Source organism: Brevundimonas naejangsanensis DSM 23858, assembly GCF_000421705.1.
Lineage (GTDB): Bacteria > Pseudomonadota > Alphaproteobacteria > Caulobacterales > Caulobacteraceae > Brevundimonas > Brevundimonas naejangsanensis.
The window spans coordinates 231001-250551 of the sequence record NZ_ATXN01000003.1 but is presented as its reverse complement, the minus strand read 5'-3'; the positions used below and the strand labels follow the sequence as shown (position 1 = coordinate 250551).

Here is a 19551-nt window from a genome sequence, read left to right as displayed (position 1 = left end):
TCACAGCGCCAGTTCGCCGGACGCAGGCTTCGGCGAAGCCTTCTCCAGATTGGACAGGGTCACGCCGACGAGGCGTACGCCCCTGGTCGGCTGATAGAGGGATCGCACCAGCAGGCGGGCGATCTCGCGCAGGCGCGCCTTCGAGGCGACCGGCTCATTGAAGGAGCGGCTGCGGGTCGATTGCTGGAAGTCGGCCCACTTGACCTTCACCGTCACGGTCCGGCCCAGCGATCCGGCCTTTTCGCACCAGGCCCAGACATCGTCGGCCATCTCGTCCAGCCCGGCCTCGATCGCCGCCGGATTGACCAGGTCGCTGGCGAAGGTGGTCTCCGATCCGCTCGACTTGCGCTCGCGATCCGGATTGACCGGGCGATGGTCCTCTCCGCGCGCCACGCCATGGTACCAGGCGCCGGACTTGCCGAAGTGATGCTGCAGGAAGGCCAGGGACTGACGCTTCAGGTCCGCGCCGGTCTCGATGCCCAGGCGGTTCATCTTCTCCGCCGTCACCGGCCCGACGCCATGGAAACGCTTTACAGGCAGGGCTTCGACAAAGGCCTCCCCTCGCCCGGGGGGGACCACGAACTGGCCGTTCGGCTTGCGCTGGTCCGAGGCCAGCTTGGCCAGGAACTTGTTGTAGGAAATCCCGGCCGACGCCGTCAGACCGGTCGCCTCGAGGATGCGCACGCGTATCTCCTCCGCCGTCGCCGAGGCCGTCGGCAGCCCCCGGATATTGGCTGTCACGTCGAGATAGGCTTCGTCGAGAGACAGGGGTTCGATCAGGTTCGTATAGTCGGCGAAGATGGCGTGGATCTGCGCCGAGACGGCGCGATAGACCTCGAACCGGGGCGGCGTGAAGATCAGTTCCGGGCACTTCCGCAAGGCCGTGCTCGACGGCATGGCCGACCGCACGCCGAACTTGCGCGCCTCATAGCTGGCGGCGGCGACCACGCCGCGCGAAGCGGCGTGGCCTACGGCGACGGGACGACCGCGCAAGGCGGGATCGTCCCTCTGCTCCACCGAGGCGAAGAAGGCGTCCATGTCCACATGGATGATCTTGCGAGGTGCTTCCGTTCCCATCACAGGCGCCATCTAGCAGCGAAAGAACAAAACAGGAACTCATTTCGCCTGACGACGTCAGCTGCCTGAAAATAGGGAAGCTCCCAATCCTCACCGGAGCAAGGGGCGTCCTTGCGCGTCCGTGATCCCCAGGGCGACATCCCATTCGTTGACCTCGGCCTGTTCAGTTCCGGCGGCAAGGATCAAGGTGAAGCCGCCCCCGGGTGGGAACTCGACCGCATGAACCGTGTGGCCGGCCTCCTCCACGGCGAGTATTCCCCTTTTGAGGCTGGCCCTTGAAAACGTCGCTCGCGTCCGGCTCCCTCCGCTCATCTAAGCCGCCTCCCAGACCCGGTTCAGGACCTGGGCCGCCAGCGCCGCCTTGTCCTGCGGGAGGAAGCGACCGTAGTGGTCGGCGACCGTGGCCGGCGTGTCCTGGATGGCGTAGCTGGCCTGCTCGTAGGAACCGGTCAGCTTCAGCACATGGGTCGCCAGGACGTCCCTCACATTGTGCGGCCCGTGGGGAAGCAGGCCCGGGATCGCCCCCCTCCCCGTGTAGGGGTTGTAGATCCCGTACCGCTGGATCACCTGACGCCAGGCGCTGTAAAAGGTGTGCTGGTTGTAGGCGGCGTCGCGGCTCGAGGTCTTCACGGTCTTGACGAAGAAGGTGCCTGGATCGCGCGAGCCGTTCAGCAAGGCCGGTCGATGGCGCCCCACATAGGCGTCGATCCAGCGATACAATCCGCCGAGGTCCGGCAACAGAAGCCGGAACGGGCGTTTGGAAAAGTAGGCCGAGCCGGAGTTCTTGAAGGCCACGCAGGGAATGAAGACCTCCCAGCCGCCTTCCCTCTCGCTCCAGCGCAGTTCGCCGCACCGCCGGACCTCCAATTCCCTCTCGGGCGTCGGCGGACTCCCCCGCGGACGCAGTTGGAGTTGCCGCAGGTTCTTCTGCCGGACGCCGAGATGCAGACCCAGCCTCAACATAAGGAAGGATCGGACCGCCTCGGCGGCGGCCCGGGGATAGCGCCTCTCTTCGGGCATGCGCCGCAGGATCTCCTCCGTGATCTTGCGATACTCCCGACAGGGCTCGCCGCTTCGAGAATCCTGCCCGACAAGGCCTGGAATGGGTCTCAGCCGATCCGCCAGCCACGGGCTCTGCCTGAGCCACCCCGTCTGGCTGCGCGAGAATGCGGCGCCCAGCAGGAGCATCTCGCTCTCCCAGCCGGTGTAGAAACCCCGGCGTCGCTCGCGCCACTGCACATACCAGTCCCAGACCGATGGCAGGACCAGCAGCCCGAAGGTCAGGTCCCCGCGGGGCACGCCCAGCCCGCTCACCTCGTCGTCAGGCAGGGCGGCCAGGGCGCCGAACAGCAGGGCCAGATGCTCCTCGCGCTGCGCCGCTGTCTCCGCGCCCCATACACCGGAGCGCTGATAGCCGATGTTCGTGAGCGTCGCCGACTTGAACCGCAGGAGGGCGTCCATCTCGGCCCGGAGTTGGGCTGGGGCGGCGAGTTCGGGCGGCCCGCTTCCGTCAAAGCGAAGCGCGAACCGATGCTTCGAAACCGTTGAATGATAACGATGATAAGCCGTGCCGCCGGACAGGATGGTCGAGCGCACCCAGGCCAGGATTTCCTCCCGTTCTTGGGCCGACCGCTCATCGAAGTCATCCGGCAGGTGCCAGGCGAGACGACGGGATTCCGCGTGCTGCACCTCGGGCGGAACTAGGCCGGAGAGCGCGCGACGCCTTTGCAGGCGCGACCGCAAATAGCCGGTCTCCAACTGATAGCGATGCTCAATGATGTCGAGGACCTTCAGGCTGGCAGGCGTCTGCGGGACCTTCAGCCCACGCCGCCAGGCCGCGAGGGTCGTGCGGTCCGTCAACCCGCCGGCGACCACGATGGCCCGGTGCAGGCGATGTGAGTTCTCACCATGCCGGCGAATCTGGAGATCCAGCGCGGCGTGGAAGTCCCGGGGGTCATCATGAACCTCCCACAAGGCAGTTGGATGAGTGACGATCAGGAGCGGCGGACGCCCTCTTTTTCTCGGAACGGACGCGTCAACTGGCGAAGGCACGACAAGCTTTGAACTGCGCACAAAAACTCCACTGGAAACATCGTCTTCGGACGACGGTGGAGAGACGTTTCAAAAGACGCTTTCCCCTAACTATCGATGTGATCATGCGACCGAGCATCAGGAGGGCGGACCTTCCGAAAGCCCCGCTTGACTCCCCCAGGGGGTTAGCGCGCATATAAGAACATATGCAGAACATTCATTCTCAGCCTGAGGCTCTGGCGGCGCTGAAGACTCGCCTGGAGGCCCTGGATCGGGCCGGCGGTCGTCGGGCCGGCGCGGGCGTGCGCGCGGGAAGCGACGACGCCTTCGCGCCGCTGGCGACGGGCGTTCTGCATGATCTTTATGCTGCTGCGCCCGCCGACGCGGTGGCCGTCAACGCCTTTGGGCTGGGCTTGGCGCTGCGGGCGGCGGGGGGACGGCCCATCGTCTGGGGCCTGCATGAGATGATGGCCCAGGAGGCGGGACGGCCGCACGGTCCGGGCCTGCATGAGATGGGGTTATCTCCGCGCGACCTGTTGCTAGTGCGCACGCGCGACGTGCAGACCCTGTTGGCCGTGGGTGAAGAAGCCCTGCGCAGTCCCGCTGTGGGCGCGGTGCTGCTGAGCGCCTGGGGCGAGGCCAAGGCCTTCAGCCTGACAGCCAGTCGCCGACTGACGCTGGCGGCAGAGACGGGGGGCGCGCCCCTGTTCCTGGCGCGGGCGGGCGCCCTGCCCTGTCCCAGCGCGGCCGAGACCCGCTGGTCGGTGGCGTCCTGCGCTTCGGAGCCTCTGGAAGGCGGAGCGCCGGGGCGGCCGTCTTTTTCTGCGACCCTGCTGCGGCGGCGCGGCGGCGGGGCGACCGGAACCTGGATCATGGAGTGGGATCGTGAACAACGAACCTTCCGTCCGCCCGCGCCGCTATCTGGCGGTCTGGTTCCCCTGGCTGCCCAGCGACCGACTGCGGCGTCGGGAACAGCGGGACGGCGCGCCGCCTGAGGATGCGCCGCCGGTCGTCCTGGCCGAAAAGATCAAGGGCGCGCTGCGGTTGGCGGCCGTCGATCCGGCGGCGGCCCAGGCGGGACTGACCCCTGGCCTGGCCCTGGCCGACGCACGGGCGCGGACCCCCGCCCTGCGCGTCGTCGCCCATCGACCGGACCTCGACGACGCCCTGCTGGGGCGCGTGCTGGAGGATTTCGGCCGCTTCACCCCCATGATCGCGCAGGACCCGCCGCACGGCCTGATGCTGGACGTGACCGGCTGCGCCCACCTGTTCGGCGGAGAGACCGGCCTGATGCGGACGGTCCAGGCGCGGGCCGAACGCGCCGGACTCAAAATCCGGTGCGCCCTGGCCGGCACGCCCCAGGTCGCTCGCGCCCTGGCCCGCTTCGGCCCCGGCGGCCGGTTCGAGCCCGGCCAGGACCGCGCCGCCGCACGTCGCCTGCCGGTCGCCGCCCTGGAGCTTTCGGACAAGGAGGACGAGGCCCTGCGTTGCCTGGGCCTGAAGCGGCTGGGCGATCTGGACGACCGGCCTCGCGCACCCTTGGCCGCCCGCTTCGGCGCTGACTTCCCGACCCGACTGGCGCGGGTTCTGGGCGACGAGGACATGCGCATCACCCCGCATCGTCCGGCCGCGCCCGTGATCGTCGACCGCGTCTTCTTCGAGCCGATCTCCGCGCCCGAGGACGTGGAGCGGGTTCTGTCCGACCTGCTGGTCGAGACCATGGACCGGCTGGATCAGACCGGTCTGGGCGGCCGCGTCTTCAAGGCCGCCTTCTATCGCGTGGACGGCGAGACGCGCCGCGTCGTCGTTCGCACCGGCCGCCCGACCCGCGACGCCCCCGCGACCCTGCGGCTGTTCCGCGAGCGGATGGCGGTCCTGGCCGCCCCGCTGGACCCCGGCTTCGGCTTCGACCAGATGCGAATGTCCGTGCCCTGGACCCAGGTCCTGGCGCCGACCCAGCAAGGCCTGGAACGCGAGACGCCTGGCGAGGAGGCCTTCAGCCGCCTGATCGATCGGCTGACCGCGCGTCTAGGACCGGAGGCCGTGCTGCGCTTCGAACCCTTCGCCTCGCACATTCCCGAACGCGCGGCGCGACTGGTCCCGGCCGCCGCCCGTCATGGCGACGAGACCTGGCCCGACCTTGATCCCGACGATCCGCCCTTGCGGCCGCTGCAGATGTTCGACCCGCCCCAGCCGGTCGAAACCCTGGCCGAGGTCCCCGACGGCTATCCGCTGAAGTTCCGCTGGCGCCGCGTCCTGCACGAGGTGACGCGCGCCGAAGGGCCCGAGCGGATCAGCGGCGAATGGTGGCGCGCGCCGGGCCAGCGCACCCGCGACTATTACCGGGTCGAAGACCGAGACGGCCGTCGCTTCTGGCTGTTCCGCCAGGGCCTCTATGGCGAGACGCCCGAGCCGCGCTGGTTCATCCACGGCCTGTTCGCATGAGCAGGCTCGACCCGTGCGGCGCCTACGCCGAACTGGCGACGGCCAGCAACTTCTCCTTCCTGCGCGGCGCCTCGCACCCCAAGGACCTGGTGCTGACGGCGATCCTGCGCGGCCACGCCGGGCTGGGGCTGGCCGACCGCAACACCGTGGCGGGCGTGGTGCGCGCCTGGAGCGCGCTGAAAGAGATTCGCATCGAGGGTCTGGCCCCGCCGGACAGGGTGCGCGACGGCGGCAGTCCCGGCGAGATCGCCTTCATCGAGAACCCGCTGAACGACCCGGTCCTCTCCGAAGAGGTGAAGCGTCGTGCGGCGGACTTTCGCCTGCTGACCGGGGCGCAACTGGTCTTCAACGACGGAACGCCCGACGTCATCGCCTATCCGGAGACGCGGGCGGGTTGGGGCCGACTGACGCGCCTGCTGACCCTGGGCAACCGCCGGGCGAAGAAGGGCGAGTGCGAGATCGGCCTGCGCGACCTGCTGGCCGATCCCGAAGGCCTGCTGCTGATACTTGTCCCGCCGGACCGGCTGACCGGGCTGGAAGCGATTCTGGCCCGCATGAAAGAAGCGGCGCCGGGCGCAGTCTGGCTGGGCGCCGCCCTGCACAGGCGCGGCGACGACCGGCGCCGGCTGGCCCGGCTCAAGGCCATGGCGGAGCGAGCGGACGTTCCCCTGCTGGCGCTCAACGACGTCCTCTACGCCGGCCCCGAGGACCGTGACCTGCAGGACGTCCTGACCTGCATCCGCGAAGGCGCGACCATCGAAACCGCCGGCCGTCGGTTGGAAGCCAACGCCGAACGCTGGCTGAAGCCCGTGGACGAAATGGCCCATCTGTTCCGGGACGCGCCCGAAGCTATAAGCGAGACGGCCGCCTTCCTGTCGCGCGCGACCTTCGACCTGTCCGAACTCAGCTATCAATACCCGGAAGAGCCCGTCCCGCCCGATTGGACGCCGCAGGCCTGGCTGGAAGAACTTACAGGGCGTCACGCCGCCATGCGTTACCCCGACGGCGTTCCCGACAAGGTGCAGGCCTTGCTGGACAAGGAACTGGCCTTTATCGCCCGCAAGGATATCGCCCCCTATTTCCTCACCATCTTCGACATCGTCCGCGTGGCGCGCAACAAGCGCATCCTGTGTCAGGGGCGCGGCTCGGCCGCGAACTCGGCGGTCTGCTATGTCCTGGGCATCACCTCGGTGGACCCGATGGAGTCCGACCTGCTGTTCGAACGCTTCCTGTCCGAGGACCGGAACGAACCGCCCGACATCGACGTGGATTTCGAGCACGAGCGGCGCGAAGAAATCATCCAGCATATCTACGAACGCTATGGCCGCCATCGCGCCGGCATCGCCGCCACCGTCATCCATTTCCGTCCCCGCAGCGCCATCCGGGAGGTGGGCAAGGCCCTGGGTCTGACCGAAGACGTCACCGCTCGTCTTGCCTCCAGCCACTGGGGCAGTTGGGGGACCGAGATCGGCGATCGCCACGTCGTTCAGGCGGGACTGGACGCCGCCAATCCCATGATCGCCCGCGCGGTCGAGATGGCGTCTCGTCTGCTGAACTTCCCCCGCCACCTCAGCCAGCATGTCGGGGGCTTTGTCCTGACCCAGGACCGGCTAGACGAGATGGTCCCCATCGGCAACGCCGCCATGCCCGACCGCACCTTCATCGAATGGGACAAGGACGACATCGACGCTCTGCGCCTGATGAAGGTCGATGTTCTGGCGCTGGGGATGCTGACCTGCATCCGCAAGGCGTTCGACCTGATCCGCACCCACGAAAACGAGGACTGGGAACTGCACACCCTCCCGCGCGAGGACCCGGCCGTTTACGACATGCTGTGTCGAGGCCAGTCCATCGGCGTCTTCCAGGTCGAGAGCCGGGCCCAGATCAACATGCTGCCGCGGCTCCGGCCCCGTTGCCTGTACGACCTGGTCATCCAGGTCGCCATCGTCCGCCCCGGCCCGATCCAGGGCGACATGGTTCACCCCTATCTGCGTCGCCGCAACGGTGTGGAGAAGGTCGTCTATTCCTCACCCTCCCCAGATCACGGCCCGCCCGACGAACTGGAACAGGTGCTGCGCAAGACCCTCGGCGTGCCCCTGTTCCAGGAACAGGCGATGAAGCTGGCCATCGTCGCCGCCGAGTTCAGCGACGGCGAGGCCAATGGCCTGCGCAAGGCCATGGGCACCTTCCGCGGCGACGGCAGCCTTCACACCTATGAAACCCGGATGGTCGGGCGGATGGTCGAACGCGGCTATGACCCGGCCTTCGCCCAGCGCTGCTTCGAGCAGATCAAGGGTTTCGGTTCCTACGGTTTTCCCGAAAGCCACGCCGCAAGCTTCGCCCGGCTGGTCTATGTCTCGTCCTGGATCAAGCACCGCCACCCGGCGGCCTTCGCCTGCGCCCTGCTGAACAGCCAGCCGATGGGCTTCTATGCGCCCGCCCAGATCGTACGCGAGGCGCAGGAGGTCGGGGGGGTCGAGGTGCGCCCCATCGACGTCTCGCACAGCGACTGGGACAACAGTCTGGAGGGGCCTGTGAAGACGCCCGCGCTGCGTCTGGGCCTGCGCCAGATCGACGGCTTCAGGGAGGATTGGGCGAACGCTCTGTCCACGGCGCGTGCCGAGGCGCCCTTCGCCGATATCGAAACCCTGGCTCGTCGCGCCGGACTGCCCGCCGCCGCCATGCGCAAGCTGGCCGACGCCGACGCCTTCCGCTCCTTGGGACAGGATCGTCGTGAGGCCCTGTGGGCGGTGCGCCGCCTGCCCGACGACGATCCCCTGCCCCTGTTCGCCGCCGCCGAGGCGCGTGAACGCGACGCCCGCGAACTGGGTGCCGAGCCCGACGCCCATCTGCCCCGAATGTCGCTGGGCGAACACGTCGCCGCCGACTACCAGACCGCGCGCCTGTCGCTGAAGGCCCACCCCATGGCCATCCTGCGCCCCATCTTCGCCGCCGACCGCGTCCTGACCTGCGCCGAAACCGAGGCGAAGCGCGGCGGCTACCTGGTGCAGATCGCCGGCGTGGTCCTGGTGCGCCAGCGACCGGGCAAGGGCAACGCCGTCTTCGTGACCCTGGAGGACGAGACCGGCATCACCAACGTGGTCCTGTGGGCGCGGATGCTCGACCAGTACCGACGCGAGGTCATGGGTGCCCGCCTGATGCAGGTCGAAGGCGTGGTCGAGAAAAGCCCCGAGGGCGTCGTCCATGTCGTCGCCCGCCGCGTCATCGACCGCAGCGCCGAGCTCTCCCGCCTGTCAGAAGACCACGAAACCGACATTCAGTTGGCCCGCGCCGATATCGTCGCTCACTCTCAACCGCCGCGTCAGCCGCCGCACCGGCATCCGCGCGACGTGCGCATCCTGCCGGGATCGCGGGATTTCCACTGAACGATATGTAGGGGAAACGACAAGCTTCGAACTACGCACAAAAACTCCATTGGAAACATCGCCTTGCAGACGACGGATGGAGAGACGAATGTTGAGCACCCGGACCCTAATAGGCTGGCGAAGAATCTCGGGGTTATGTCAGCACCTCCTCAAAGGAAGGGCGGTCCCGGCCACTAGCGATCACTACTTCGCCTGGAGAGGGCACGATGAAGCGGCGCTTCGCTACATCTCTAACAGGCAGGGGCCCAAGGGACCGACGCCCGACACAAGCAGGGCGTGGAGCGTGGAAAGGAACCATTTCCGCCGGGAGGTCGTCTTTCTAGCGGGGGCGGTCAGGAGCAAGACTATGAAACCCGAGCAATCCAGAGGACGAGCAGGCAACGCCGCGACACCGGGCGGCAAGCCCACCCCTGATGAACCCGACGAGGGCGTGTTGCGCGTGGGCCGCGAGTCCCGCCAGCGCGCCGGCCCGGACGGTCCGGACGCGACAGTAGTCGGCGACATCTTCAAGAGGCCGCCTGATCGACGGCGGTCGAAAGAGACGGGCCCCAAAAAGTCGGCGGAGCGTCCACCGAATGGATGACCGTCCCGCGCCGCCCCTGAATCCAGAGCCCGTCTTCGGGCCGCGAGACGGCGACCTGCCGGCCTATCTCTGCAACGGCCTGATCGGCCTGAGGGTTCGAGAGGTTCCGCTCTTCCCCGGCATGGTCCTCCTCAACGGGCTCGCCGGCGCCCACCCCGAGCGCGGGATCGAAGCCGCCGCCGCCGCCCCCTATCCTCTGTGCGGGGACCTGGCGATCGACGACGTCTGGATGAGCGAGCAGCCCTGGGCCATCAACGATCTCCGCCAATCGTACGACTTCGCGAACGCCGAGCTCCATTCCGCCTTCACCTATCAGGTCGGGACGCGGCGCCTCTCGGTGGAGGTCGTCGCCTTCGCCAGCCGCACCGCCCCCTCGATCGTCGCCCAGGAGGTCCGGGTCACGGCCGATGGACCTTGCAGCCTAAAGTTTCGGGCTGTCGTGTCGATCGCCGCACTGACCGGACGGGTCCTCCGACGGCGGACGGATACGCCCGGCGAACCTGAGCCTGCGTGCGACGGCAGTCTCCTGTGGGAAACGGCCGAAGCGCTCGGACAATGCGGCCTGGCCATTGTCACCGAAGCCCCCGCGGCCGCCCGCCGCCAGGTCCTGGCCTGGTGCGACGCCGGGCCCCTGTGCACGGAATATGGGATCCGGCTGGCTTCAGGACGACCTGCGCGTTTCCGGCAAGTGGCGGCCATGGTCCCCTCCGTCCTCCACGCGCGGCCTGACGAGGAGGCTGTCAGGCGTGTGGCGCGAGCCTCCCGGGACGGTTTCGACGTCCTGCGACGCTGCAACCGCGCGGCCTGGGCGGAGATATGGGAGGGTCGGATCGTCATTGTGGGCGCGAAATCGCGGCATCAGGCGCTTGTCGACGCCGCCTTCTACTACCTGAACGCTTCCGCCCACCCCGCTTCGCCGGCCTCCACCTCGATCTTCGGTCTCGCGACCTGGCGGGACTATCACTACTACTACGGCCATGTGATGTGGGATGTGGACGCCTTCTGCGTCCCGCCCCTGATCCTCATGCAGCCGGACGCGGCGCGCGCCATGCTGGCCTTCCGGAGCCGAGGACGGTCTGCTGCGGCGGCCAATGCGCGCCTTTCCAACCGTAAGGGGCTGCAATATCCCTGGGAGGCCGCGCCCGGCACCGGCCAGGAGGCGGCGCCTGGCGCCGGCGACGCCGCTCATCACGAAGATCATGTCTCCCTGCATGTGGCCCGCGCCTTCTCCCTCTTCGCGGACGCCACGGGGGACCAGAAATTTCTGGAAGAAGAGGCTTGGCCGGTTCTCAGCGGGGTGGCCGACTGGTTCGTAAGTCGCGTGAGCCGAACAGGCCGGGGATTTGAGCTTCTCCGTTCTATGGGACCGGCCGAGGTCCCTTCGCCTCCGGACAACGACGCCTTCAGTCTCATGGCCGGAGCCGACATCCTGCGGCGCGCCCTGCGGGTCGCCGAGCGCCTGCGGAAGACCGCGCCCAAGGCCTGGACGGCGGTTCTCACCGAGCTCTACCTGCCGGTGCGCTCCGACGGGGTCATCGCAGCCCATGACGGCTATGATCGCCGCGAGGAAAAAGGCGCCACGCCCTCGCCCCTGGCCGGACTGTTTCCCTATGACTATCCGGCGTCGCCCGCGATGAGCCGCAAGACGCTGGCCTTCTACCTCAAACTCTGGCCGGACTACGTCGGATCGCCGATGCTTCCCGCTCTCTACTGCGTCTGGGCGGCGATGGCCGGGGACCGAGACCTGGCGCTCAAGCTGTTTGAGGAGGGCTTCGCCGCCTACGACCGGCCCCGGTTCCACCAATGCCTCGAATACCGGCTGGATCACGCCGACGGCCCCCCGGCCGGTCCCTTCTTCGCCAACCTCGGCGGCATGCTTCTCGGCCTCTGCTACGGGCTTACAGGACTGGTGGTGGACGACGGCGAGCCGGATAGCTGGGCCCGCCGCCCGGTCACCCTGCCGGCAGGCTGGCAGGCTGTCAGAATCGGCCGCCTCCAGGTGAGAGGCCGTTCGGCGCGCCTTGTCGCGCGGCAGGGCGCCGAGCGCGCCGAGCTGTCATTTTTCTAAAAGCTAGGGCAGCGTCGCTGGCTGGCCGCTCATAGCCAGACCCCTTCTAGCTGACGGCCCCGGTCTCCCCTGCGTCCGGCCCGCATCGAAGGCGGAAGGCCAGGGGCGAAAACACTTCTTCAGTTCCACCATCTTGAATGGCCACGCCTGTCAGGCCCTGAGCCTCGAGCGACGTTGCGAGGCGCAGAGCGGCGCGGTCGTCGGATACGCAAGTGGCGAGCGCCTTCCCGCCGACTTCATAGGTGACCAGATAGGGCATTTGATCGCTCCTCGCTCCCGCCTCCTTAGTTAAGCGTCCCAGCCGGCTGGCCGACGCGCCCCCTTGAGGCTGGATCAAGGCTTGAGGACGACCTTGGTCCACTCATTGGGATTGTCGTGGAAGTTCTTGTAGGCCGTCGCCGCCTCCTCAAGGGGAAGGCGATGGCTGATGAGGTCGGTCGTGTCGATCTGACCATCCATCACCAGCTCCAGCAGCTTTGGCAGGTATTTCTGCACATGGGTCTGCCCCGTCTTCAAAGTCAGTCCCTTCTGCATGAAGGCGCCGATAGGCAGCTTGTCGCCAATCCCACCATAGACCCCGGGCATGGAGATGCGGCCGCCTTTGCGGCAGGCCATGATAGCCTCGCGCAGCACGTGCTGGCGGTCCGTGCCCAGTTTCGTCTCCTGCTTGACCGCATCGATAACGTTGTCGGGGGCAAAACCGTGCGCCTCCATGCCCACGGCGTCGATGCAGGCGTCAGGGCCGATGCCCGCCGTCATCTCCTTAAGGGCCTCCAGCACCTTAACCTCATGATAGTTGAGCACCTCGGCGCCGTTCTGTTTCGCCAGAGCGAGACGGCGCGGATGGTGGTCGATAGCGATCACCCGCGCCGCGCCCATGTGGATGGCGCTCTTGATCGTGAACAGGCCGACCGGCCCGCATCCCCAGACCACCACCGTGTCGCCCGGCTCGATCCCGGCGTTTTCCGCCGCCATCCAGCCGGTGGGGAAGATGTCCGACAGGAAGAGCACCCGCTCGTCTTCGATGCCGTCAGGCACGACGATGGGTCCGAAATCCGAATAGGGAATACGCGCATACTCGGCCTGCCCGCCGGCGTAACCGCCGGTCAGGTGCGAGTAACCGAACAGCCCGGCCGCGGGATAGCCGTAGGCGACCTCGGAGGCGTCGGACTTGTCCGCCGGGTTAGAGTTGTCGCAGGCCGAGTACTGCTCCTTGCCGCAGAAGAAACACTGGCCGCAGGCGATGACGAAGGGGACCACCACCTTCTGCCCGACCCGAAGGCTCGTATTGCCCCGTCCCACCTCGACCACCTCGCCCATGAATTCATGCCCGAGAATGTCTCCGCGGTGCATACCGGGTATGACGCTGTCATAGAGGTGGAGGTCCGAGCCGCAGATTGCGGTCGCGGTGATCTTGATGATGGCGTCGCGAGGATTGACGATCTCCGGATCGGGGACCGTGTCCACCCGAACATCGTGTTTGCCGTGCCAGGTCAGTGCGCGCATGAAATATGTCCTTGATAATCAGCCGCGGGGAGCGGCGCCGGGAGCCTGGGAAGTGGAAACCTCCCCCGTCTCCATCAGTTGTTTGAAGCGGCGAAGTTCGCGTCGTGCCTGGATGCGCGGTTCACGCTGCATCACCTTGGCCACAAGCTTGCCCACGGCGCCGGCGGGAGGGTCATAGCTGATCATGACCCGGACCTCGGTCCCCCGCCCGAAGGCGTTGTCGCGGAACTCGACCCAGCCCTCGTGATCGACGTCCGCCGCCTCCGTGGAACGCCAGGCGATCTTTTCGCCCGGCCGGTCTTCGACGATCTCGGTTTCCAGTTCGACATCCATGCCGCCGGGCCCGGCTATGACCCAGTCGCGTCCGTCGCTGCTGACCGACCGCACATTGGCCATGAAAAGAGGAAGATTCCGGAACTCCCGCCAGAAGGCGTAGAGTTCGGATCGGGGCCGGTTGATCATGACGGCCTGGATGGACGAGGAGGCGTGATCCCCCTCATGTACGTCGTCGTTCAGAAATCCTGTCGACGCCATGTCTGCGTCGGTGCTTCTGGGCTCAGTCTGCATGGGTTCTCTCCTGGTTCCGGGGAGGCGCGGACGCCTCCTCCGATCCTAGTTTCTCGCGCGCTATGGCGAGGTCTCGAACAAGCCTGGTCCGTGTCTGGTCAAACCGCGCCTTCTCTTCGGCGGCCCGCGCCTCGAGGCCTTGCATCTCGGCGCGAACGGCTGCCGCGCTTTCGGCGTGGGCCTGATCGAGCGCCTCCAACTCGTCAGCGAGGCGCTGGGCTCTACGGAGTTGGGCGGGGGTCCCTCCCTTGCGCGCCCTGGGTCGCGATGCACGGGGGCCGGCCTTGCTGATATCGACCGTCAATCGACGCTCGATTACTTCTCCAGGTCGTGCTCTGGCCGCCTCGGCGTCCTCAGCGTCGGGCGCTTCCCTGGCGAGGCCGGACGCGAAGATGTCCTGCCGGATGCCCCAGGCGGCGAGGGCCTTGGGCCGGGAGGCGGCAGCTACCGTGAAGCGATGGAAGCCGTCCGACCATTCAAAGAGCTTCAGTTTGGGGGCCATGGCGATCATATCGCCGCCTGGAGGCTCCCCATGGGGGCGGCGGAGGTCTGACCGGCTGGAGCTGAAACAGCGTCCTGGGCCTTGGCGACGGGGGCATCGCCGCCCCCCTGCGGACTGCAGCGGGACAGAAGCGCGGCGGCGGCGGAAGAGACGATGATCGGGACGTGGCGCATGGTCATGAGCTCCTGGGTGTGACTAAGAAAGCGCGCCGCGCGTCCGCTGGTTTCCCTCCTCATGCCTTCCGGTCGCGTCGAGGTCCCGCCGAGCCCGGAGCAGCGGGGCCGTGCGCCACTGTCGGGAAGGCGACAGAAGGCCGAACAAGTCTACGGTGCTGGCCTTTGATAACCCTAGCGGAACTGCGGACTGCCTTCGCGGATCGGGACAGCAGGCGTCTGAAGGCAGCTAGAGCAAACGCTCATTTCCGGTCATGCGTTTGAAGAAGCCGTCGAGCGCCACAAGCAGGTATCCACCAAGTCCAGTCATGCCTATCCAAGTGTCTATGCGCGCTTTCGTTGCGCAGCTTGGGCGCTAACGCACCTCAGCCTAAGCTGTGCCCACGTCGCCTTCCCTTCGAGTCCAAACACATCCGAATTGCGTGTAGCCCTCGCTGAGTAGGGCCCGCCGCACTTCAGATGGAATGCGACACCGTCCGCTGTCCGCCAACCCGAAGGCGCGCTGAACGACCGGTGTTTGCGACATCCCGAACCTCCCTGTCAGCGAATCTGAACGCAGCGCTCCCGGTAGGGTTGCGGCAGGGGCGTTGCCTTGGGCGGGTTTCAGCCTCCCGATCCAACCACAGGCAACTGCGCGCCGGAACTGCCGCCCAAGCCTGCCTGACCCGCACATAAACCCATCTATCACCTTGGGATTCAGGCATAATTCACGGAGGCGACTAGGAGGGGCCAAAGGTCGGTTTGCAAGCGGCCGAGCTTTTTCCGCTATCGAGACCCGCTTTTTCGGAGGGCTGATTTCTTCGGCAGTCCAGGCGAACGGCTGTGGGCGACGCCGCGTTTGCCAGACCAGCGTTAGTATATGGAACAAGGCTCCGTCGGGAGCCTTGTTCCTCCGCCAACCAGGAGGAACAAATGGCTGACAAGACCCTCGACAACCTATTTCACGACACGCTCAAAGACATCTACTACGCCGAGCGGAAAATCCTGAAGTCGTTGCCGAAGATGGCTCGCGCCGCTCAGTCGCCTGAACTGAAAGCTGCTTTCGAGAAGCACAAGGAGCAGACGGAAGGCCAAATCGAACGTTTGCAGCAAGTGTTCGAAATCATCGGCAAGGCCCCGCGCGGAAAGACCTGCGATGCCATTGAGGGCATTCTGGCTGAAGGCGATGAGATCATGGAGGAGTACAAAGATACTCCTGCCCTTGATGCCGGGCTTCTAGCCGCGGCCCAAGCGGTCGAGCACTATGAGATCACCCGCTACGGCACACTGAAGCGTTGGGCGCTGGTGCTGAATCTGAAGGACGCCGCGGCTCTGCTAGACGAGACCCTGCAGGAAGAGTCTCAGACCGACGAGGATTTGACGAGCATTGCCGATACCGCCGTCAACGCCGAGGCGCTGTCATCTGCAGCCTAAGGGCGCCTTCGCTCCCTTGGAGGCCCGCTCTCTCCCAGAGGGCGGGCCTCTGCTTCCTGGAGGTCTTCAATTCGCCCTCGGCCGCAACCTGCACGCAGTTGGAAGGCCGTTCGCCGCTTGGTCCGCAAAAGGCGGCTCAGTCTGCTGCTTGGCGGCCACGCTGTTTCAATACACGGCTTTGCCAAGAAGCTTGGCGCGGGCGGTTTCACTGTTCTCAGCTAGCGCATCTTTTAAATAGGAGTCGACTTTCTCCCGCATCGTTTGCTCAACCTTGGCCATAGCTTACTTCATCCCGGGATTTCTAGAGGCAACTAATAGGTTGCTGAACGCTGGCCCAAGTCCAGTTCCGGACATTAGCCGCTCACCAGGCTCGGGCTTCCACTGCGTGGTGAAGCCCTGAGCTTATGCCTCAGTTGATCGTATCGCTTCTGCCGGCCGTCGCCGTCGTTTCCATTTCGATATTCGCGAGCATCTGATCCAAGGCTTGGTTGAGCGCTTCTGTATCCCGATGAGGATAAATAGCTGGTGTGTCTTCCCTGAAGGCTGAGACAAAGAGGGCAATGACCTGGCTCTCGTCTAGTTCGGTCCAGGAGACGCCTCTTTCTGACAGGCGACTCTCCATGATGGGCCCGGTCGCGCGCATTGCCTCGCCCATGGGCACGCCCAGCCCTTGCATCCAGCGTTCGAAATCTAGTTTGGCCGCCATGGGCGTCTCCATTTAAACAAGGGCGGAGCCGACGCCGACTGGCCCTGTGATCAAAGCTACCGTAAAGTCTCGAGCCGTCTTTTCTCGCCTCCCCGCGCTCTTTCACTTCACGCTACAAGCCCACGCGGATCGCGGCGCAAGTCAGCTGTAGTCATCAGGTAGGATCAGCGAGCGGCGGCCTGGGCAACTCACGCGCGCCCTCGGGCTCGGCGACGCCCGGCGGCGACGGCTCTGTACCGGCGGCGTCCTCGATCTTCTTCATCTGCGTGGCGTCATCGTCCAGCTTTGGCGGAGAAGGGGGCGGGTCTGACGGCCTTGGCGTGATCAGACGGGCTGAGATATTCTCCTGGTCTACGCCGCGGAGCAGCTCTGCTGGGTCGCCCCTAGATACCGCGTCGGCTTTGATCGGCGTGAGGGCGCCGTCCTCATTATTGAGGTATTCGGACGGATTACGAGGCGTCTTGACCATGGCTCTCTCCTTTCGCCTCACGAGATAAGGCGAGCGGCGGTAGGGTGTTCCCGCAGAGCAGACCGCATTTGGTGCGGCGTTTTAGGAACGGTCCCGTCAGAGCGCCCCCCAGGCGTACAAGGAGGGTTGCGATCACCCGCATGACGGCCACTTCGCCCCTCAAGCGTCGCCAATCTGCATGAGCGATGCTAGCTCACCAAAGGCTCTTCGGCGCCGGTGTCTTCGCCGTCGTAGCGGACGAACGACATCCGGCCATCGGGCTCCAACACTCCCCACTTGACCATATCCAGGCGCTCGATCCCCGCCTTGCGCATTTCCGAAAGGATTTCGTCAGGTCTGACACGATCCTTGTGCAACACGTCTTCGACGAGCCGCCCCCTATTGATCACGATCGCCGGCGGCGCTTCACTGACGGTCTGAAACCACTTCAGTCGGTAAGTCATGACTGAGTCAATGAAGGTGAGGAGCAGGAGGGTAGCCGCCCCGATCAAAGCCCCCGGGATCGATTCATCACCGGCGGTGAGAGAGGGGGAGACGATTTCGGCTATAAGCAACAGCGTGACGATTTCGAACGGCGACATCTGGCTCAGCTCACGCTTGCCGAGAAAGCGGAAGCCGGCGGTGAGCGCGACAAAAATGATGGCGACCCGCACGACCAGATCCAGGCCGCTGCTTTCCTCCGGCTTGATGAAGCCGATAGCGCCCAGAAAAACCACGGCGGCGATAATCGAAACGCCGACCGCCTCGACTCTTCGAAAGCGAATCTTTGGTGCGACATGCGCCAGGCCGGGCAGAACGCTCTCGTCTGCTGTGGCTCTCTCGTTCATCACGTCACGTCCTTGTTGTTAAACCGACAGCTCAACAACGCAGCACGTCAATTCTGGTTGGCTGTGCGCCAACGCTTCAATCAGGCGAGAACGTGAGCCCTCGTGGATCGCTTGTCGCGCAAGTAGGATGGCGCGGACCCACGTCGGATTGGCCGCACGCGATCGGGTCGGCGCGCAAGGCCAAGATGGTCGGCAAAGCAGGTCGATTTGGCGGTTCATAGGCCTCAAGGCGATCCGGCGCGGCACTCGAAAGCGAGGACGGATTCATCATTCCGCAGCGTCGCCGCCAGCGCATCGACTCTCGTCTCCCTATAGCCGCTGACCATCGTAGTGAATGTCAGGGCCTCAACGTCGGTCTCCAAGTCGATTTTACGAGGGTTCAATGCGTGCTCCGAAAGAGCCAGACGAAACGCTGCGATGTTGATCGCTGCGTCCGCCCGATAGCGCACCTTGATCTCCGCGTACCGTCGCTGGGGAAGGATCGCGTCAGTCAGGCTGACCGCTGCAAGGACCAGTAGGGTAGCGATGGTCCCTAGCGCCCCCAGACTGAAAAAACCCACACCGAAGAGGATGCCTAGCGCGGACGTGAACCATAAGGACGCAGCGGTCGTTAGCCCGCGCACGGTGAAGCCCTCGCGAAAGATGACCCCGCCGCAGAGGAAGCCGATGCCTGTGAGGATGCCATGGGCCATTCGTACAGGGTCGATGCGGATGATATCCGGCGGCGTGTCGGTCAGCCAGTGGACCTGGTGCACCGCGGCCAGCATGAGAAGCGCGGAGGAGAGAGAAACCAGAATGTGCGTACGGAACCCGGCCGCGCTGGCGCGGTACTCGCGCTCCAGCCCGATCAATGCGCCGGCGACAACCGCGCCGACCACCGGCCAGATGATCTGCGGGTCAATCAATAGCGCTTCGCTCAATAAGCGGCTCCCCGTCCTTAGGGCGTCGGCGTTCCTGCGCGCCGACGCTGAGTTGCGATGGCCTATAAGCGCTTTGCTGCGAAGACCGATCCGCCGACGGCCGGCTCCACGGAGCGGTGAGAAGATGCCGCGGTTCGGCCCGCCGCAATCCCAGTTGAGCCAAGGCGTTCATCTAGCTTCATGCCCTGACAAGCGGCTCGCGTTCCCATGGATGAGTATTTGCGGCGAGGCCTAGGCCCAGGCGTCCAGAACTTCGTCGCACTGCGCCGTCTCGATCTGTTGGCCGAACCGGTCGTGATAAAGACCCAGCAAGGCGTCGTGCGACTGGTCAGACGAACTGCACAGGGCGTCGGCAACAACCACCACCCGAAAGCCCAGGTCCACCGCTCCGAGCACGGTCGCGAGCACGCACATGTCGGTCTCGGCTCCGGTCACGACCAGAGTGTCCACGTGACCCGCCGCCAGAGCGCTCGCCAAACCGGTATCGACCCACGCGGAATAATGCGCCTTGTCCAGCACCCTGGCGGGCGGGGTGAAGGTCTGAAGCTCGGGCAACAGCTCCACCTTGTCGTCCCCCAGGTTGTCGAGCGTGATCGACGACCATCGCTCCCAGTAGCGCCGCCACGTTCCCCGCCCCTCGCCCGGCGAGCGCGCGGGGATGAAACGGGTGAAACAGGTGCGCTCGGCCTTACGCTCGCACAGACGCACGACGACGGGCAGGACGCGCGGCATCCATGGCGTGCGCCAGGCCGTATCTTCCGCAAAGAGACGTTGCATGTCGACGCACAGATGGACCGCGTTGGCCGGGATGCGGCCGAAATGAATGCCGGAAGCCATGCCCTTCTAAACCGAAGCTCCGTCTTCCGTTCCCGTGGTCC

Annotated in this window: 16 protein-coding genes; 5 read left to right on the top strand and 11 right to left on the bottom strand. The window is 65.9% G+C overall.

Annotated elements, in window-relative coordinates; translation table 11 throughout:
• Both dinB and H556_RS16685 read right to left on the bottom strand, forming a co-directional pair.
• Positions 1-1077, bottom strand: coding sequence for a DNA polymerase IV (dinB, locus tag H556_RS0108680; protein ID WP_024354057.1), 1077 nt, complete (start codon positions 1075-1077; stop codon positions 1-3).
• Between the two features lie 312 nt (positions 1078-1389).
• The gene (locus H556_RS16685) at positions 1390-3051 is read right to left on the bottom strand and encodes a hypothetical protein (protein WP_024354055.1); all 1662 of its coding nucleotides are present in this window, start codon (positions 3049-3051) and stop codon (positions 1390-1392) included.
• Between the two features lie 263 nt (positions 3052-3314).
• On the opposite strand from H556_RS16685, the gene H556_RS0108665 reads away from it, so the two are divergent.
• The 4 genes from H556_RS0108665 to H556_RS0108650 all read left to right on the top strand — a co-directional run bounded on the left by H556_RS0108665 (position 3315) and on the right by H556_RS0108650 (position 11590).
• A complete protein-coding gene (locus tag H556_RS0108665; protein WP_024354054.1) occupies positions 3315-4103 on the top strand; it encodes an ImuA family protein in 789 nt (262 codons plus the stop codon).
• Positions 3994-5553, top strand: coding sequence for a Y-family DNA polymerase (locus H556_RS0108660; RefSeq protein ID WP_024354053.1), 1560 nt, complete (start codon positions 3994-3996; stop codon positions 5551-5553). Before H556_RS0108665 ends, H556_RS0108660 begins: the two co-directional genes overlap by 110 nt.
• On the top strand, positions 5550-8939 hold the full coding sequence (locus tag H556_RS0108655; RefSeq protein ID WP_024354052.1) for an error-prone DNA polymerase: 3390 nt from the start codon (positions 5550-5552) through the stop codon (positions 8937-8939). Before H556_RS0108660 ends, H556_RS0108655 begins: the two co-directional genes overlap by 4 nt.
• Positions 8940-9514: 575 nt before the next feature.
• Complete coding sequence (locus H556_RS0108650; RefSeq protein ID WP_024354051.1) at positions 9515-11590, top strand: glycoside hydrolase family 65 protein; 2076 nt, start codon at positions 9515-9517, stop codon at positions 11588-11590.
• A gap of 46 nt (positions 11591-11636) precedes the next feature.
• Here H556_RS0108650 and H556_RS0108645 read toward each other — a convergent pair whose 3' ends face one another.
• From H556_RS0108645 to H556_RS15860, 4 genes are all read right to left on the bottom strand, one after another.
• On the bottom strand, positions 11637-11849 hold the full coding sequence (locus H556_RS0108645) for a hypothetical protein (protein ID WP_024354050.1): 213 nt from the start codon (positions 11847-11849) through the stop codon (positions 11637-11639).
• A gap of 74 nt (positions 11850-11923) precedes the next feature.
• A complete protein-coding gene (locus H556_RS0108640) occupies positions 11924-13096 on the bottom strand; it encodes a zinc-dependent alcohol dehydrogenase (protein WP_029673419.1) in 1173 nt (390 codons plus the stop codon).
• 18 nt (positions 13097-13114) lie between these two features.
• Positions 13115-13663, bottom strand: a complete 549-nt coding sequence (locus tag H556_RS0108635; RefSeq protein ID WP_029673417.1) for an SRPBCC family protein — start codon at positions 13661-13663, stop codon at positions 13115-13117.
• Positions 13653-14174, bottom strand: a complete 522-nt coding sequence (locus H556_RS15860; RefSeq protein WP_024354048.1) for a hypothetical protein — start codon at positions 14172-14174, stop codon at positions 13653-13655. The genes H556_RS0108635 and H556_RS15860 overlap by 11 nt, the downstream gene beginning before the upstream one ends.
• A gap of 1076 nt (positions 14175-15250) precedes the next feature.
• On the opposite strand from H556_RS15860, the gene H556_RS0108620 reads away from it, so the two are divergent.
• A complete protein-coding gene (locus H556_RS0108620; RefSeq protein WP_024354046.1) occupies positions 15251-15751 on the top strand; it encodes a YciE/YciF ferroxidase family protein in 501 nt (166 codons plus the stop codon).
• A 409-nt stretch (positions 15752-16160) separates the two neighbouring features.
• Here H556_RS0108620 and H556_RS0108615 read toward each other — a convergent pair whose 3' ends face one another.
• The 5 genes from H556_RS0108615 to H556_RS0108595 form a co-directional block, all read right to left on the bottom strand.
• The gene (locus H556_RS0108615; RefSeq protein WP_024354045.1) at positions 16161-16457 is read right to left on the bottom strand and encodes a hypothetical protein; all 297 of its coding nucleotides are present in this window, start codon (positions 16455-16457) and stop codon (positions 16161-16163) included.
• A 154-nt stretch (positions 16458-16611) separates the two neighbouring features.
• Positions 16612-16926: a hypothetical protein gene (locus H556_RS0108610; protein ID WP_024354044.1), complete on the bottom strand. Its 315-nt coding sequence runs from the start codon at positions 16924-16926 to the stop codon at positions 16612-16614.
• Positions 16927-17114: 188 nt separating this feature from the next.
• Positions 17115-17753, bottom strand: coding sequence for a DUF421 domain-containing protein (locus H556_RS0108605; protein WP_024354043.1), 639 nt, complete (start codon positions 17751-17753; stop codon positions 17115-17117).
• Between the two features lie 224 nt (positions 17754-17977).
• The gene (locus tag H556_RS0108600; protein ID WP_024354042.1) at positions 17978-18673 is read right to left on the bottom strand and encodes an MgtC/SapB family protein; all 696 of its coding nucleotides are present in this window, start codon (positions 18671-18673) and stop codon (positions 17978-17980) included.
• Positions 18674-18904: 231 nt separating this feature from the next.
• Complete coding sequence (locus tag H556_RS0108595) at positions 18905-19510, bottom strand: cysteine hydrolase family protein (RefSeq protein WP_024354041.1); 606 nt, start codon at positions 19508-19510, stop codon at positions 18905-18907.
• Positions 19511-19551: the final 41 nt, after the last annotated feature.

Bases quoted from the DNA above. Each gene is read 5' to 3' on its own strand.
- H556_RS0108655 (WP_024354052.1), top strand. From the start codon at position 5,550: ATGAGCAGGCTCGACCCGTGCGGCGCCTACGCCGAACTGGCGACGGCC.
- H556_RS0108645 (WP_024354050.1), bottom strand. From the start codon at position 11,849: ATGCCCTATCTGGTCACCTATGAAGTCGGCGGGAAGGCGCTCGCCACT.
- H556_RS0108615 (WP_024354045.1), bottom strand. From the start codon at position 16,457: ATGGCGGCCAAACTAGATTTCGAACGCTGGATGCAAGGGCTGGGCGTG.
- H556_RS0108620 (WP_024354046.1), top strand. From the start codon at position 15,251: ATGGCTGACAAGACCCTCGACAACCTATTTCACGACACGCTCAAAGAC.
- H556_RS0108665 (WP_024354054.1), top strand. From the start codon at position 3,315: ATGCAGAACATTCATTCTCAGCCTGAGGCTCTGGCGGCGCTGAAGACT.
- H556_RS0108650 (WP_024354051.1), top strand. From the start codon at position 9,515: ATGGATGACCGTCCCGCGCCGCCCCTGAATCCAGAGCCCGTCTTCGGG.
- H556_RS15860 (WP_024354048.1), bottom strand. From the start codon at position 14,174: ATGATCGCCATGGCCCCCAAACTGAAGCTCTTTGAATGGTCGGACGGC.
- H556_RS0108605 (WP_024354043.1), bottom strand. From the start codon at position 17,753: ATGAACGAGAGAGCCACAGCAGACGAGAGCGTTCTGCCCGGCCTGGCG.
- dinB (WP_024354057.1), bottom strand. From the start codon at position 1,077: ATGGGAACGGAAGCACCTCGCAAGATCATCCATGTGGACATGGACGCC.
- H556_RS0108595 (WP_024354041.1), bottom strand. From the start codon at position 19,510: ATGGCTTCCGGCATTCATTTCGGCCGCATCCCGGCCAACGCGGTCCAT.
- H556_RS0108635 (WP_029673417.1), bottom strand. From the start codon at position 13,663: ATGCAGACTGAGCCCAGAAGCACCGACGCAGACATGGCGTCGACAGGA.
- H556_RS0108610 (WP_024354044.1), bottom strand. From the start codon at position 16,926: ATGGTCAAGACGCCTCGTAATCCGTCCGAATACCTCAATAATGAGGAC.
- H556_RS0108640 (WP_029673419.1), bottom strand. From the start codon at position 13,096: ATGCGCGCACTGACCTGGCACGGCAAACACGATGTTCGGGTGGACACG.